The following is a 14843-nucleotide window of genomic DNA, read 5'->3' as shown; positions in this document are numbered from 1 at the left end:
AATTTTCGCGATGAACACAGAAGAAGTGATCCGCCTCATCAAGGAGTCGAAAAAGCGCACCGTCGCCCGCGTCTTTGTGGCCGGCGATCTCAAAGACGTCGAGTGGGGCACGCTGCATTTCGTCGGCAGTTCCAGCTTCGGCACCGTCAAAGGCGACCTGCCCGAGATCCTCAAGGTGCTTGAAGCCAACGGCGACCGCATCGACGACTGCGAGGTGGAAATCTGCGCGCGCAACAGCGCCGTTCCGCTCGCCGATCTGGCCCGTTACGAGGCCCGCATCGAACCCGGCGCGGTGATCCGCGACATGGTGGAGATCGGCAGAAACGCCGTGGTGATGATGGGCGCGGTGATCAATATCGGCGCGTCGGTCGGCGAAGGCACGATGATCGACATGAACGCCGTGCTCGGCGGGCGCGCGGTCGTCGGCAAAAACTGCCACATCGGCGCGGGCGCGGTGATTGCCGGAGTGGTCGAACCCGCCAGCACCCAGCCCGTCGTCATCGAAGACGGCGTGCTCGTCGGCGCCAACGCCGTCGTGCTCGAAGGCGTGCTCGTCGGCGCGGGATCCGTCGTCGCCGCGGGCGCGGTCGTCACCGAAGACGTCCCTTCCGGCGTAGTCGTGGCCGGAACGCCCGCCCGCGTGATTAAAAACGTGGACGCCCGTACCGCGGGCAAGACCGCCATCGTCGAAGCCCTGAGGGAGCTTTAGGCAATGGCGGCTCCCGCACAGATTGTCCGCACCGCGGTGCTGAAATACGGCGGTTCGTCCGTGGCCGACGCGGACAAGATCCGCGCCGTCGCTGCCAAAGTCGCGGCGCGCTGCAAAAACGGCGAACGACTGGTCGTCGTCGTCTCCGCCATGGGCAAGACCACCAACCGCCTTATCGACCTCGCCGCAGACGTGTCCGGCAACAGCGCCGGCTACAAGCGCGAGATGGACATGCTGATGGCCACGGGCGAACAGGTTTCGGCCGCGCTGCTGGCCATGGCCCTGCGCGACCTCGGCCTCGACGCCCTGTCCATGAACGCCTATCAGATCGGCATGCTCACCACCGATACGTATTCGAGCGCTCGCATCCGCGACCTCGACGCCGGACGGATCCGCAAGGAGCTTGACGGACGCGGCGTCGTCGTGGTAACGGGGTTTCAGGGCGTCGCCGAAAACGGCGACTTGACCACGCTCGGGCGCGGCGGCAGCGACACGTCCGCCATCGCCATCGCCGCGGCGCTGCGCTGCCCCTGCGAGATCTACAGCGACGTGGACGGCGTGTACGCCTGCGACCCGCGCATTATCCCCGAGGCCAAAAAACTGGAGTACGTCACCTACGAGGAAATGCTCGAGATGGCTTCCTGCGGCGCCAGAGTGCTGCACTCGCGCGGCGTGGAGATCGCCGACAAGCAGCGGGTGGAACTTTACTGCGGCTCCACTTTTTCCGACGAAAGAGGCACGAGAATCGTGAAAAACCTTCCCGAATGGCTTGAGCACCCCGTCGTCACCGGCGTCGCCGTCGATACCGACCAGATCAAGGTCAACCTGCGCGGCCTGCCCGAGGACGTGCACCTCTACACGCGCGTCTTCAACGAGCTGGCCGTGCGCTGCATCAACCTCGACATGATCACCATCGTTTCCGAGGGCGGCGAGGCGGCCGTGACGTTTTCAGTGATCCGCGGCGACGTCGGCATGGTCCGTCCGGCGCTGGAAGCGGCCCTGCAGGGACTGGACGGCTGGTCGGTGACCGTCGACGGCGAAGTCGCCAAGGTGTCGGCCATCGGCGTCGGCATGCAGGCGGCTTCCGGCGTGGCCGGGCGCTTTTTCGGCGCGCTTGAGCGCGCCCGCATTGACGTGCTCGGCGCCACCACCTCGGAGATCAAGATCGCCGTGCTCGTGCCGCGCGCCCAGGCGCAGAGCGCCGCCGACGCTCTGATGACCGAGTTCGACCGCAAAGTCAAAAAGTGATCCGCTTTCGCCCCGCGCCCGCCGCGGGGCTTTTTGGAAACAAAGTCCGCCACGGAGAAGCGGCGAAGCGGAGGAAAACGCGCCGCCCCTGCGCGCGGAATCTCGGCATGGGCGTTCAACATACCGCGTATTTTTTTGTAAAAATTTTCCGAGGGAAAAGAGTTTTCTCTTTTGATCTTCTTTGTGTCTTCGTGCCTCCACGGTGGCTTTTGTTCCCGCGGCGTGAGAGAATACGGACGAATATTCAGATCGAACGCGACGAGGTGTGTGACGATGTATAAAAAAGCCCGAACCATCCAGCCTTGGCTGACGGAAGTGCATCAGGCGCTGCACCGCATTCCCGAGCTGGGGCGCGACCTGCCCGAGACGACCGCCTACGTGGCGGAGCGCCTCGACGAGATGGGCGTGCCGCATTTCGCCTGCGCCGGCGGGCTCGTCGCCGAACTGGCGGGCGAGCCGGGCGGCCCCATCATGGCGCTGCGCGCCGACATGGACGCGCTGCCCGTCACGGAAGCTACCGGACTGCCGCAGGCGTCGCGCCACGCCGGTAAAATGCACGCCTGCGGACACGACGCCCACATGACCTGCGCTCTGGGGGCGCTGCGCCTGCTGCGCGGCGAGGGCAAGCGCGCGGCGACCCTGCGCGTGCTCTTTCAGCCCGCCGAGGAGACCGATGGCGGCGCGGCGAAAATGATCGAGGCCGGAGCGCTCGACGGCGTTTCGTCGGCGCTGTGCCTGCATGTCGCACCGTCCCTCGAAGTCGGGCAGATCGGCGTCATCTCCGGCCCGGCGCGCGGCGCCAGCGACATGTTCAACGTCACGCTGCGCGGGCGCGGCTGCCACGGCGCGTACCCCCACCTTGGCGCGGACGTCGTCGCCGGCGGCGCGCAGATCATTTCGGCCCTGCAGCTGCTGATCAGCCGCGAGACCAGCCCGCTCGATCCCGCCGTGCTGACCGTGGGCAGGTTCGCCGCCGGAACGGCGCGCAATATCATCCCCGACAGCGCCGAATTCGAGGGCATCGTGCGCACTCTGAACCCCGCCACGCGCGCGCGCACGACGGCGCGCGTGCGCGAACTGGTCGAGGGCATGGCCGCGGCCCTGCGGCTGAGCGCCGAAGTGGAATTCATCGCAGGCTACCCGGCGCTGATCAACGACGCCGAAGTCGCCGAAGTCGTGCGCCGCGTCGGCGCGCGCGAGCTGGGCGCGGAGAACGTGATCACGCCGCCCTGTCCGCAGCTGGGCGTGGACGACTTCGCCTGCATCGCCGAGCGCGTGCCCGGCTGCTACGTCGATCTCGGCGCGCGCCGCCCCGGCGGTCCCGAAGAGCCGCTGCACAGCCCGCGCTTTTACCCCGACGAGGGCTGCCTGCCCGTCGGCGCGGCGCTGATCGCCGCCTGGGCGCAGAGTCAGGCGTAAAGAACGAAAGCAGACAAAAGCCGCCGCGAAGACGCAAAGGCGCGGAGAAAAACTAAAAACGAACGGCCGCCCCGCGGCATTTCGCTTGCAGCTCTTTCTCCGCGTCTTCGTATCTTCGCGGCGGCTTTTTGTTTTATGGACGCGCTTGCCTGATCTTGTTTTCATGATAAAATAACATATAAAATAAAAACGCGACGTAAAATTCATGTCTTTGACGATTAAAATTTTTCGATCGGCGAGGCGGCGCTCCGCGCCGCGGAAATTTTCGTTCGGCACGTCGTCGGCCGCTGGCGGCCGACATATCAAAAGGAGGCGAACGCATGAAAAAGATCGTGAAATTTTGGGTGTGCGCCGCGGCCGTCCTGGCTCTGTGCGGCAGCGCGGGAGCCGCGGACGTCAACGCGGTCGACGAGTACGGGCGCACGGAGCTGATGAAAGCCGCCCGCTACGGCGAGCTGAAAAGAGCGGAGGAGCAGCTCAAGCTGGGCGCCGACGTGAGCATTTGCGACACCGACAGGGCGGGTCGCAACGCGCTGCACGAGGCCGCGCGCAATGCCGACGCGGCGATGACGGAGCTGCTGCTGGCGCACGGCGCCGACGCCAATGCCCGGACCGCGGGAGGCTCGACGGAAAAGGGCGGCGATACGGCGCTGATCCTGGCCGCCCAAGAGGAGAAGGGCCTGCCGGTCGCGGAGCTGCTGCTGAGACACGGCGCCGATCCCAGCGCCGCCACCCCTAAGGGATTCCGCGCGCTGCACTACGCCGCTTCCAAGGGCAACGCGGCGCTGGCGGAACTGCTGCTGGCCCGCGGCGCCGACGTCAACGCCCTGACTTCCGACGGCCGCTCGCCGCTGATCTTCGCCGTCGGCGACGACGACAACCTCGCTGTGGCGAAGCTGCTGCTCGACAAGGGCGCCGACGTCAACCTGCGCCCCAACGAGAAAGCGCATTCGCCGCTGACCTGGGCGCTGAAAAACTACAACCGCCCCGCGGCGCTCCTGCTCGTCGAGCGCGGCGCGGACGTCAACGTCGCCGCGGGCGGCGGCGCGCCGCTGCTGTGGGCGCTGCGGCTTGACCAGCCCGGCGACGAAAAGCTGGAGATCCCCAAGGCGCTGCTGGCGCGGGGCGCGAAGATCGACACCGCGGCCCCCGGCGGCGTGACGCCGTTCATGACGGCGGCGGCGCGGGAGAACTTCACGCCGGAGACGCTGCAGTGGCTGCTCGACCACGGCGCCGACCCCAAGGGCGCCGACAAGAACGGCAATTCCGCGCTGTACTACGCCGCCAAGAGCAAGAACGCGGCCGCGCGGCTGCTCTGGCTGATCTCGCTGGGGCTGTACGACGTCAACGAGCGTGACAAGGACGGTTCCAGCATCCTCATGCTGGCGTTCAGGAATTCGGCCGATCCCAAGCTGCTGGCGGCATTGCTCGACGCCGGCGGCGACCCGAAGGCCACCTCCAAGGACGGATACGGGCTGATGCACATCGCCGCCGGGAAGCTGTGCGACGCCGCCAAAGATCAGGAGCGCACGAAAGAGGGGGCCGACCGGGCGTGGGACGACGCGCTGGCCTGCTTCCGCCTGCTCCTCGACAAGGGCGCGCCGCTCAACGGGCGGTACGGAAAGAACGGAGAGACCCCGCTGCTGGTAGCGTCCGGCTGGGGCGCGCCGCTGAAGGCCGTGCAGACGCTGGTCGAAGCCGGCGCCGACCCGAAGATCGCCGGCGCGGACGGAAAGACGGCGCTGTCCCTGGCCGAGAGCTGGGGCGTGCCCGGAGTTCCCGAATATCTGAAGTCGAAAATGTAACGCCGTGCGGCGGTCTTCGAAGGCTGCCGCCTTTTTCGTATCCTGCGGGGAGGCGTGAGACGATGGCGAATGCACACGGCGAAAGTCCCGGTGCGGAGATCCTCGAGTGGAAAACGCGCGTTTCTTTTTTCCGCAACAATCCCGTGACGCGGCAGATCGCGGTCGTCGTCGGCGTTCCGTTCGGCCTGCTGCTGCTCTGGATGGCCAAGCGCGGCTTTGCCGACGGCGCGCGGGAAGCGCGCTACGCTTTTTATTTCGTCGGCTTTTTTCTCGCGATCGGCGCGCTCTTCGTGACCGCCGTCTTCGGCGGCGGCTACGACGTGGAGTACCGTCTCGACGAAAGCGGCGTTTACGCGGCCAATCAGGAACGCCAGCGCAAGCGGCTGAGCGCGCTCTTCCGGCTGGGGCTGATCCTTTCCCTGTTCGCGCGCAGCTTCACGGCCGCCGGATCGTCGCTGCTGGCCCGCGGCTCGCTGCGGCGTTCCCTGCGCTGGAGCGCCTTGCGCGCGGCCAAATTCAATCCCAAAGAGCGGCTGATCATCGTCAAAGGAAAAGGCGCCGACAAGATCTACCTGTTCTGCACGCCCGAAAACTATGAAACCGTCCGCGCCATTGTGGAACGGCGTTTGCGCCTCAGCAAATCTGCCGCGAAGCGCGAAGCCGATTCGGCGCGTTCATGACAGGAGCAGACGAGTTCGGCGCCCAAAGCGGCGCGAAGCAGGCGGCGATGAACAAGAGGTTTGGCACTCACGCGCCCGCGCCGCGCACGGTCGTTACAGCGACGCTCGACAAAAGTGTCTACACGGACCCGACAGCGCTCTCGCCGCGGAAATCCCTTCAAAGCTCCCTGCGACGGCGCTCCGCTATGTCTGGGATGGGAGAAGCTAACGTTCCGACGCATGAAACAAAGCACCGCTCCGCCGGCCGTTCTTACGGTCAGCGGAGCGGTGCCTCTTTTTTCGTGTGTCTGCGTCTAGTTGTTCGCGGCGGGCTGCTCCATAGGCTTCATCTGCGAAGGATCCATGGGCGGCAGGATAACGGGCGTGGGCAGGTTGGCCAGCGACACGAGCTGGCTGATCATGGCGCGCACATACGGCAGCAGCATGGTCATGCCGTTGTCCTTGAGGATTGCCTCGCGGTCGGCGCCTTCGGCGTCGATGAAGAACACGCCGGTGACGTCGGCGATGATTTCGAATGGATAGTTATTGTTCTCGGCGTCGTCGAACACGGTGACGCGGATGTTGAGGAACGTCGGCTCCTTGGGCGTGGCGCTCATGCGCACGCGCTGGTCCAGTTTGATGGAAAGGGCGAGGTTTTCGTCTTTTTTGGGCTGGAAGTGATGGTTGATGTCGAACTGCAGGCTCTCGGCGCGAAAATCGGCAAGGCGGATCTCGTTCATAAACACAGGCTCCTTTAAAGGGGAAAGTTTGGAATATAAAATGGCACGCGATGCGCTGGCGCCCATTATAACAGAGAAATGCGGCGGCGCAAAGACGCTTTGGACGCCGCGGCAAAACTTCGTTCCGTCCCGCACCGGGACGCGGCAGGCGGAGAAGGACCTGAAAACGTTCGATTTATTTATTAAGACTAGAAAAATCCGGGGAACGTTCGCAGGAAGATGTATAAAACGCACAAATCAAGAATGTGACTTCGAGCACTTTATCTGAAAATGTTATAGACCTATTGCACGAAAGAAAAAAAAGGTTATAATGAGCCCAGAACATTACAAGAAGGAGGTGCGACTTATGGGCAAACTCGCAGGCAAGAAATTGATCCTTCTCGGCGAGCGCGACGGTGTACCTGCGCCTGCTATGAAGGCTTGCTTTGAGAACAGTGGAGCCGAAGTCGTCTTCGAAGCAACGGAGTGCTTCGTCTGAACGGCTGCCGGAGCCATGGACTTGCAGAACCAGCAGCGCGTCAAGGATTGCGCTGAGAAGTACGGTGCTGAGAACTGCGTGGTCATTTTCGGTTCGTCCGACGCCGAAGGCGCCGAGATTTACGCCGAAACCGTGACCAACGGAGATCCCACCTTTGCAGGCCCCCTGGCCGGCGTCCCGTTGGGACTCGCCGTTTATGACATCTTCGATGAAGAGATTCGTGCTGAAGCTGATCCCAAGGCGTGGGAGGAGCAGATTTCCATGATGGAGATGGTGCTCGATCCCGAAGCGCTCGCCGCTGCCGTCAAAGGCATCCGCGATCAGTATTCCCAGTACAAGCTGTAAACCAGCCTGTCGATAAAACCGGTCCATGAACGATCGTTCGTTCGTGGACCGGTTTTTTTTTGACGAGGCTGATGGCTTCAGCTGTTTTATACTACTTCTCAATTAAAAGGCCGAACGCAAGGGCGCTGCGAGGGAGATTCACAAGGCGAGCCGCGCAGACCGCGCAGCGGTCGAGGGAGTCATGAGCGGCTGAACTCCCCCGCAGCGCCCGGCAGACGATGTTAATGCTTTTTATCAAGAAATAGTATTATGCCGATTTTTCGTTGAAAATGCCAATATTCCTCTGACTTTTTATGGCGATCAAAGCGCGTTTTGAAGGATTGGCCTCGCGCCGTGACGCATTTTTTGCGGCGTCGCGCGCTTTGCGTTTTCCCCGGAGGGTCCGGAAGCGGTTCGGCGTTTCGATCGGGAAACGGCATAAACTACCGTGCCTTGCCGAGGTACGCCGCCTTGATGGCGGGGTCGTTGAGCAGGTCGCTGCCCTTGCCCTGAACGCCGAGCGAGCCGGTCTCGAGGACGAAGGCGTAGTCGGCGATTTTCAGCGCCACGTTGGCGTTCTGTTCGACGAGCAGGATGGTGATGCCCTCGCGGTGCAGCGTCTCGATGATCTTGAAGATGTCGCGGATGACGATCGGCGCCAAGCCCAGCGAGGGTTCGTCCATCATCAGCACCTTGGGGCGCATCATCAGGGCGCGGCCGACGGCCAGCATTTGCTGTTCGCCGCCGGAGAGCGTGCCGGCCATCTGCCAGGAACGCTCTTCAAGACGGGGGAAGAGCTCGTACACGTGTTCGAGGTCGGCCGTCAGATCGTCGCTGCGCAGGTAGGCGCCGATCTGCAGGTTTTCCCGCACGGTCAGATTGGGGAAGACGCGCCGCCCTTCGGGCACCATGCAGATGCCTTCCGAGACGATGGTCTGCGGATCCTGACCGCTGATGACGCTGCCGTCGTAAGTGATCGTGCCTTCCTTGATCGGCACGAGCCCGCTGATGGCGCGCAGCGTGGTGGATTTGCCGGCGCCGTTGGCGCCGATGAGGGTGACGATCTGGCCCTTTTCGACGGAGAAGGAGATGCCTTTCAGCGCTTCGATGCCGCCGTAGCTGACTTTCAGGTCCATGATTTTGAGCAGGCTCATTCCGCGTCACCTCCAAGATAGGCTGCGATCACGGCCGGATCGTTCTGAACCTGCGCGGGCGTGCCTGCGGCGATCTGGCGGCCGAATTCGATCACGTAAATGCGGTCGGAAATGTTCATGACCAGATCCATGTGATGTTCGATGATGAAGACGGTCAGGTTGAAGTCTTTCTTGATCTGCCTGATGAACTGGCCAAGCTCCGTCGTTTCCTGGGGATTCATGCCGGCCGCCGGTTCGTCGAGCAGCAGCAGCGTCGGATCGGTGGCCAGAGCGCGGATGATCTCGAGCAGGCGCTGCTTGCCGTAGGGCAGGCTGGCGGCCATCTCGTCGCGCACGTCGGCCAGGCCGACGGTGTCAAGCAGCTCCAGCGAGCGCTCGCGCATCATCGCTTCTTCTTTGCCGTTGAGGTGCAGCCCGGCCGTGATGAAGCTGCTGGTGCGGCGCAGGTGACGCGCCGTGAGCACGTTCTCGAACACGGTCATGCCCGAAAACAGGCGGATGTTCTGGAACGTGCGGGCGATGCCGAGCTTGGTGATCTGGTCGGGCGTGGGGCGAAGCACATGCGTTTTGTAAAGATCGGCGTTGGTGCCGGCGTAGAGTTTCCTCATCTTGCCGGAGGGATGATTGCGCACGATCGGCGTGCCGTGGAAGGAAATCTCGCCGTTCGTGGGCGCGTAGATGCCCGTGACGGCGTTGAAGGCCGTGGTCTTGCCGGCGCCGTTGGGGCCGATCAGGGCGACGATCTCGCCCTCGTTGATGTCCATCGTCAGGTCGTTGACGGCGACGACGCCGCCGAACTGCATGGTGAGGTGGTCGAGGTGCAGCACGTTTTTCGGATCAGTCACGGGGCGTCGCCTCCTTTGCCCTGCGCCGCCTGAACAGGTCGGGCAGCTCTTTGGTGCCCATGATGCCGCGGCGGAAGAACAGCACCACGATCATGATGATGATCGAGAATACGACGAGGCGGAAGCCGTTGCGCAGCAGCGGCACCTCGAACCCGTTGATGACCTGTTTCTCGTCGAGAAAGCGCAGCCACCACTCGGAGCAGGCCACGAACAGGAACGAACTCAGGCACGAGCCCGTCACCGAGCCGACGCCGCCGATGACGACGATCAGCAGAATCTCGTAGGTCATGGCCGAAGTGAAGCTTTTGGCCTGCACCGACGTCTGATACATGGCCAGCATGGCGCCGGCGATGCCCGTGAAGAACGAGGAAACGCAGAACGCCAGCTGTTTGTGGCTGGCCAGGTTGATGCCCATGGCCTCGGCGGCGATCTCGTTGTCCTTGATGGCCCGCAGCGCGCGCCCGTAGGTGGAGTTGATCAGCAGCACCAGCAGGGCGATGCACAGGCCGGCGATCAGCATCGGCATCATCGTGGACAGGTAGATAGTGACGGCGCCCGAAGCGTCTTTGACGTTGAAGTCGTTGAAGATGGGGAACAGGCGCAGCATGTTCGAGCCGTTCGTCAGCGGCCCCAGCTGATTCCACTGGAAAATGGCGCGCGTGATTTCGGCGAAGCCGAGCGTGGCGATGGCGAGGTAATCGCTCTTGAGGCGCAGCACGGGCAGACCGATGAGCCAGGCGAAGACGGCCGCCACGCAGCCGGCCAGCAGCAGCGCCGCGACGAAGGGCACCGTGAACTGGATCATGCCGCCGTTAAAGTACTGGTACACGCTGGCCCGCGCCGCAACGGGAATCGTCAGGATCGCGTACGTGTACGCGCCGACGAGCATGAAGCCGGCCTGGCCGAGCGAGAAAATGCCCGTGAAGCCGTTCAGCAAGTTCATGGACACGGCGACGAGCGCGTAGACGGCGCCTTTTTTCAGCACCGTGAACAGCATCGACGTCGGCGGCAGCGTCTGTTCGGCGATGAACACTGCGGCGTAAAAGGCGAAAACAATCAGGGCGCTCATCAGACGGGCGCCGGAAAATCGCTTTTCATTCATGGCGGTCACCTACACCTTGTCCGTATGCTCTTCGCCGAAGAGTCCCGTCGGTTTGACGACGAGAATGACGATCAGCAGAGCGAACGTAAAAGCGTCCGAGAACGTCGCCAGCCCCAGCGGCTTGGCGATCAGGCCGAGACGGAACAGGATGACGTCCAGCCCTTTGATGAGATTTTCGCAGATGCCGATCAGGAACGCTCCGATCACCGCGCCGGGAATGGAGCCGATGCCGCCGAACACCGCGGCGACGAACGCCTTCAGCCCCGGCATGGCGCCCGAAGTCTGAATGACCGTCGAGTAGTTGGTGAAGTACAGCACCGAGCCGACGGCCGCCAGAAACGAGCCGATCACGAACGTGGCCGAGATGACCCGGTCGATCTTGATGCCCATCAGCAGACTCGTCTCGAAATCTTTGCTCACCGCGCGCATGGCCATGCCCAGCTTAGTGCGGTTGATCAGCATGACGAGAAGCCCAGCCAGAAGCAACGTCAGAAACGGCGTGATCACCGTGACCATCGTCGTCGTGGCGCCGCTGATGCGGACGGAATCCGAGATGAAGGGAATTTTCGGATAGAACTGATTCAGTCCGCCGGTAGCGTACAGCACCAGATTTTGCAGCGTGTAGCTGACGCCGATCGCCGAGATCATCGCGCTCATGCGCGGCGCCGAGCGCAGCGGCCTGTAAGCGGTCCGCTCGATGAGAAACCCGATCAGCGACGTCAGCAGCAATACCAGCGGGATCGTGACGTACAGCGGCAGCGCGGTCGCCATATAAACCATGAGGATGCCGGCCACCATGAATACGTCGCCGTGGGCGAAGTTGATCAGCCTCAGAATGCCGTAGACCATCGTATAGCCGATGGCGATCAACGCGTACTGCCCCCCCACGGAGATTCCCGAGAGCATATAGGGAAAAACTGTTTTCCACATGAGGAAACGACTCGCTTTCTTAAATAGGAGTTTCGGACAAATTTTTCGTTGAAAAAAACCACGACGTTCCGGCGCCGCCCTAAAGGGCGTACGGCCGCTTCGAAGCGCTGCATCGTCGATGAGTTTCCCCGTCGGCTGAGAGGATCAAACAGAAGCGCAGCGAGGACGAATCATATCCCCGCTGCGCCCTCTCACACAGTGAAAAAACGTCGTTCAGACCGTAAATTACTCCTCGACCTTCTGCTCGGCCACGAAGTCCCAGTTGCCGGTCTCGAAGTTGACCGTCTTCAGGAACGCGGAGTCGCGGATGGCGTCTCCCGTCTCATTGAAAGCGATCATACCGCTGACGCCCTTGTACTTTACATCCCACAGCGCTTTGTTGACATCCTTCGGATCGGGAGACGCGGAGGCCTTCAACGCCATCAGCGCCGTGTAGTAAGCGTCGTAGCCCATCACGGAGACGGCCGAGATCATGTCGTTGCCGCCGTTGTTCATCAGAGCTTCCTTGTCCTCGTTCAGCCAGGCCTTGAAGCCCTTGTCGAACTCGGGCGAGCCGCCTTCTTGGTAGAAGGTGGAAACGATCAGCTTGACCTTGGCGTTCTTGGCCGCTTCGGCCGTCTTGTTGCTGTCCAGCGTGTCGCTGCCGAGAATCGGGAACGTGGCCCCCTGACCGCCGGCCTGAGCGATGATCTGCGTCGAGTAGGCAAGGGAAACGGGGCAGAAGAACACGTCGGAGCCGTACATCGCGGCGTTCGTCAGATAGGAAGTGAAGTCCGAGTTGCCCGTCGGGAACGTGTCGGTGACGACCTTGCCGCCCAGCTTCTCGAAAGCGACCTGGAAGTAATGGCACAGACCGATGTCGTAGTCGTTGCCCAGTTCGCCGAGGCAGTACGCCGTGCGGGCGCCGAGAACCTTGTAAGCGTAGTTGGCAAGCACCGTGCCCTGGAACGGATCGAGGAAGCAGACGCGGAAGTAGTGCTTGTTGCCGGCCGTGACCTGCGGATTGGTGCAAGTCACGCCGATGGCGGGAATCCCCGCGTCGGCAAAATACTGCGAACCGGCGATGGAAACGGCCGAGCCATAGGAACCGAGCACCAGCGAGACGCCGGAGCTGACCAACTGCTGCGCTGCCGTGGGAGCCTTGTCCGTGGAGGAGCCGTTGTCGGCGTAGACCAGTTCCACTTTGTAGGTGACGCCGCCGATCTCGACGGTCGGAGTGATCTTGTTGGCGTACTGCATGCCGAGAATTTCCTGTTTGCCGCCGGCGCCGCTGTCGCCCGAGGCGGGCTCGAACACGCCGATGCGGACCACTTTGTCCGCGGCCAGGGCCGCAGAAGCCATCATTCCCACTGCCAGAAGCAAAGCCCAAAATTTTTTCATCCTTGAAAAAATCTCCTTTCGATATTATTATTAGCAAACCTTGAGGGGATTATAAGTTATGGAATAAAAAAATGCAAGTGAAGAAATAACGGATCTTTGGGAAGAACGTCCCGAAGGATTCTTCCCGATGAACCTTGGCATGGCCGCTGCGCCAGCCTTTCGGTTCTCCTTCGATTCGTACGGCATAATTAATGAAAAGCGAAGAGTAGATGAACAGAAAATCGTCCCCGAAACGTTCGCAGCCCAAAACGTTTCGGAGACGATTTTTCGTTTTTATGGCCTCTCCTCCGTCCAGCGGATGCGTCGGAGACAGAACAGCAGCGCTGCGGCGCTCAGCGCCCAGGTGATGGGATAGGCGGCGTAGAGCAGGCGGATGTCATGACGAAAATGGAGCGCGACCGTCAGATAGCTGACGCGGATCACGCACCAGCACACCAGCATGACCAGCATCGGTACGACGGCCTTGCCCAAACCGCGCAGAATGCCCGCCATGCAGTGAGACATCGCCGGCAGAAAGTAGAAAGGCGCGGCGATGCGCGACTGTGCGACGCCGAAGGCGACGACCTCCGGCTCGGCGCCGAAAGCCATCATCAGCGGGCGGATGTTGAAAAGAATCAGCAGCGCCAGCAGCTGCGCCATGATCGCTCCGGCGCAGAGCGCGAAGACGGCGCCGCGGCGTGCCCGCTCGTACTGGCGCGCTCCCATGTTCTGACCGACAAAGGTCGTGATCGACAGGGCAAAACTGGAAATGGGCAGGAAGGCGAAACCCTCCAGTTTCAGAAACGTGCCGCTGCCGGCCATGGCCATGGCGCCGAAAGAGTTGATGTGCGACTGGACGACCATGTTGGCAAAAGAGATGATGGAGTTTTGCAGCCCCGAGGGGACGCCCATGCGCAGGATCTGTTTCAGCATCGGCCAGTCGGGGCGCAGATCGCGCCACGACACGCGCGCCTCGCCGCCGTGACGGCTCAGGTGATAAAACCCCAGCGCGGCGCTGGCCGCCTGCGAGATCACCGTGGCAACCGCCACGCCGGCCACGCCCCAACGGAAAACGACCACGAAAACCAGATCCAGCGCCACGTTGACCAGCGAGGAGAAAATCAGGTAATACAACGGATGCCGGCTGTCGCCGACCGCCTGGAGGATGCCGTTGACGCAGTTGTAGAGCACCACGGAGAGCAGGCCGCCGAAGTAGATGCGAAAGTAGGCCAGCGAGTTGGGCAACACGGTCTCCGGCGTGCCCATCAGCCTGAGGATGACGGGCGAGAAGACGACGCCGAGCGCCGACAGCAGACCGCCGCCCAGGAGCGCGAAGAACGCCGTGGTGTGCACGGAAATGCGCAGCCGTTCGGCATCGCGTGCGCCGTAATAGCGGGCGATGATCACGCCGGCGCCGACGAACACGCCCTGCAGGAAGCCGATCAGCAGAAAGGCCATGTGCCCCGACGAGGCGACGGCGGCGAGGGCGTCGCTGCCGATGAAGTTGCCGACCACCAGCGAATCGACCGTGTTGTACATCTGCTGGAACAGGTTGCCGAGAAAGAGCGGCAGCGCGAACGTGAGCAGCGTTTTGGCGATGGGGCCCTGCGTGAGCAGCATGGACTGATCTCTCATAAACGAAGCCTTCTCTCGTGGACGAAAATGGAGCGAGGTATTCGAAAAACGCCTTTCTAAAAAAACGAATTCCATTTTCATTTTATCAGAAAGGCAGAAAAATTTTGCCTTTTTGCGTTTTCTCGCTCGAAGGTGCCGCCTTGCATTTTTCGGGCCGACCGGAAGCTGTCCGAGAGCGGGATGGCGGATGTTTTATATTTTCATGAAAGGTGGTATATCCTTTTGACAGGCGGAGTAAAATGATGTATTGTTACTTTGTTTAAAAGGGCGTTGTTGATGTTTTTACTATATAAACTGACAGTTTTAAAATGAAAGGGCAGGTAGATAGCAATGGACAAGAACAGCGACAAGTACATCCGCGAAGTAGACGCCGAGATCGCCGACATCATCGTCGAAGAGTACCGCCGTCAGAACCGCCAGATCGAGCTGATCGCCT

The 14843-nt window shown here is 62.0% G+C and carries 13 protein-coding genes; 6 read left to right on the top strand and 7 right to left on the bottom strand.

The window, feature by feature from the left end; all coding sequences use genetic code 11:
• Positions 1 to 10: 10 nt before the first annotated feature.
• The 5 genes from dapD to FYJ74_RS09215 all read left to right on the top strand — a co-directional run bounded on the left by dapD (position 11) and on the right by FYJ74_RS09215 (position 5861).
• Positions 11 to 709, top strand: a complete 699-nt coding sequence (gene dapD / locus FYJ74_RS09235) for a 2,3,4,5-tetrahydropyridine-2,6-dicarboxylate N-acetyltransferase (RefSeq protein WP_154529291.1) — start codon at positions 11 to 13, stop codon at positions 707 to 709.
• 3 nt (positions 710 to 712) lie between these two features.
• Entirely contained in the window at positions 713 to 1957 is a 1245-nt protein-coding gene (locus FYJ74_RS09230) for an aspartate kinase (RefSeq protein WP_154529290.1), read from the top strand.
• Positions 1958 to 2230: 273 nt separating this feature from the next.
• The gene (locus tag FYJ74_RS09225; protein ID WP_154529289.1) at positions 2231 to 3376 is read left to right on the top strand and encodes a M20 metallopeptidase family protein; all 1146 of its coding nucleotides are present in this window, start codon (positions 2231 to 2233) and stop codon (positions 3374 to 3376) included.
• Between the two features lie 320 nt (positions 3377 to 3696).
• Complete coding sequence (locus FYJ74_RS09220; RefSeq protein ID WP_154529288.1) at positions 3697 to 5181, top strand: ankyrin repeat domain-containing protein; 1485 nt, start codon at positions 3697 to 3699, stop codon at positions 5179 to 5181.
• A 62-nt stretch (positions 5182 to 5243) separates the two neighbouring features.
• Entirely contained in the window at positions 5244 to 5861 is a 618-nt protein-coding gene (locus FYJ74_RS09215) for a hypothetical protein (protein WP_154529287.1), read from the top strand.
• Positions 5862 to 6154: 293 nt separating this feature from the next.
• Here the strand turns inward: FYJ74_RS09215 and FYJ74_RS09210 are convergent, their stop codons facing one another.
• A complete protein-coding gene (locus FYJ74_RS09210) occupies positions 6155 to 6580 on the bottom strand; it encodes a protein-export chaperone SecB (protein WP_154529286.1) in 426 nt (141 codons plus the stop codon).
• Positions 6581 to 6926: 346 nt separating this feature from the next.
• Between FYJ74_RS09210 and grdA the strand changes: the two genes are divergently transcribed.
• Positions 6927 to 7403: a glycine/sarcosine/betaine reductase complex selenoprotein A gene (grdA, locus tag FYJ74_RS09205; protein ID WP_083798303.1), complete on the top strand. Its 477-nt coding sequence runs from the start codon at positions 6927 to 6929 to the stop codon at positions 7401 to 7403.
• Between the two features lie 422 nt (positions 7404 to 7825).
• Here grdA and FYJ74_RS09200 read toward each other — a convergent pair whose 3' ends face one another.
• From FYJ74_RS09200 to FYJ74_RS09175, 6 genes are all read right to left on the bottom strand, one after another.
• On the bottom strand, positions 7826 to 8536 hold the full coding sequence (locus FYJ74_RS09200) for an ABC transporter ATP-binding protein (RefSeq protein WP_229769444.1): 711 nt from the start codon (positions 8534 to 8536) through the stop codon (positions 7826 to 7828).
• On the bottom strand, positions 8533 to 9381 hold the full coding sequence (locus tag FYJ74_RS09195; RefSeq protein ID WP_326830919.1) for an ABC transporter ATP-binding protein: 849 nt from the start codon (positions 9379 to 9381) through the stop codon (positions 8533 to 8535). Before FYJ74_RS09195 ends, FYJ74_RS09200 begins: the two co-directional genes overlap by 4 nt.
• Positions 9374 to 10483, bottom strand: coding sequence for a branched-chain amino acid ABC transporter permease (locus FYJ74_RS09190; RefSeq protein WP_154529285.1), 1110 nt, complete (start codon positions 10481 to 10483; stop codon positions 9374 to 9376). The genes FYJ74_RS09195 and FYJ74_RS09190 overlap by 8 nt, the downstream gene beginning before the upstream one ends.
• 9 nt (positions 10484 to 10492) lie before the next feature.
• The gene (locus FYJ74_RS09185) at positions 10493 to 11413 is read right to left on the bottom strand and encodes a branched-chain amino acid ABC transporter permease (RefSeq protein WP_154529284.1); all 921 of its coding nucleotides are present in this window, start codon (positions 11411 to 11413) and stop codon (positions 10493 to 10495) included.
• 225 nt (positions 11414 to 11638) lie between these two features.
• Entirely contained in the window at positions 11639 to 12793 is a 1155-nt protein-coding gene (locus FYJ74_RS09180; protein WP_154529283.1) for an ABC transporter substrate-binding protein, read from the bottom strand.
• A 273-nt stretch (positions 12794 to 13066) separates the two neighbouring features.
• Complete coding sequence (locus FYJ74_RS09175) at positions 13067 to 14407, bottom strand: MATE family efflux transporter (protein ID WP_154529282.1); 1341 nt, start codon at positions 14405 to 14407, stop codon at positions 13067 to 13069.
• Between the last annotated feature and the right edge of the window lie 436 nt (positions 14408 to 14843).

This window comes from Pyramidobacter porci (assembly GCF_009695745.1).
In the GTDB taxonomy this organism is placed as follows: domain Bacteria; phylum Synergistota; class Synergistia; order Synergistales; family Dethiosulfovibrionaceae; genus Pyramidobacter; species Pyramidobacter porci.
Note: the sequence above shows the minus strand (reverse complement) of the source record. Positions and strands in the feature narration are given on the sequence as shown.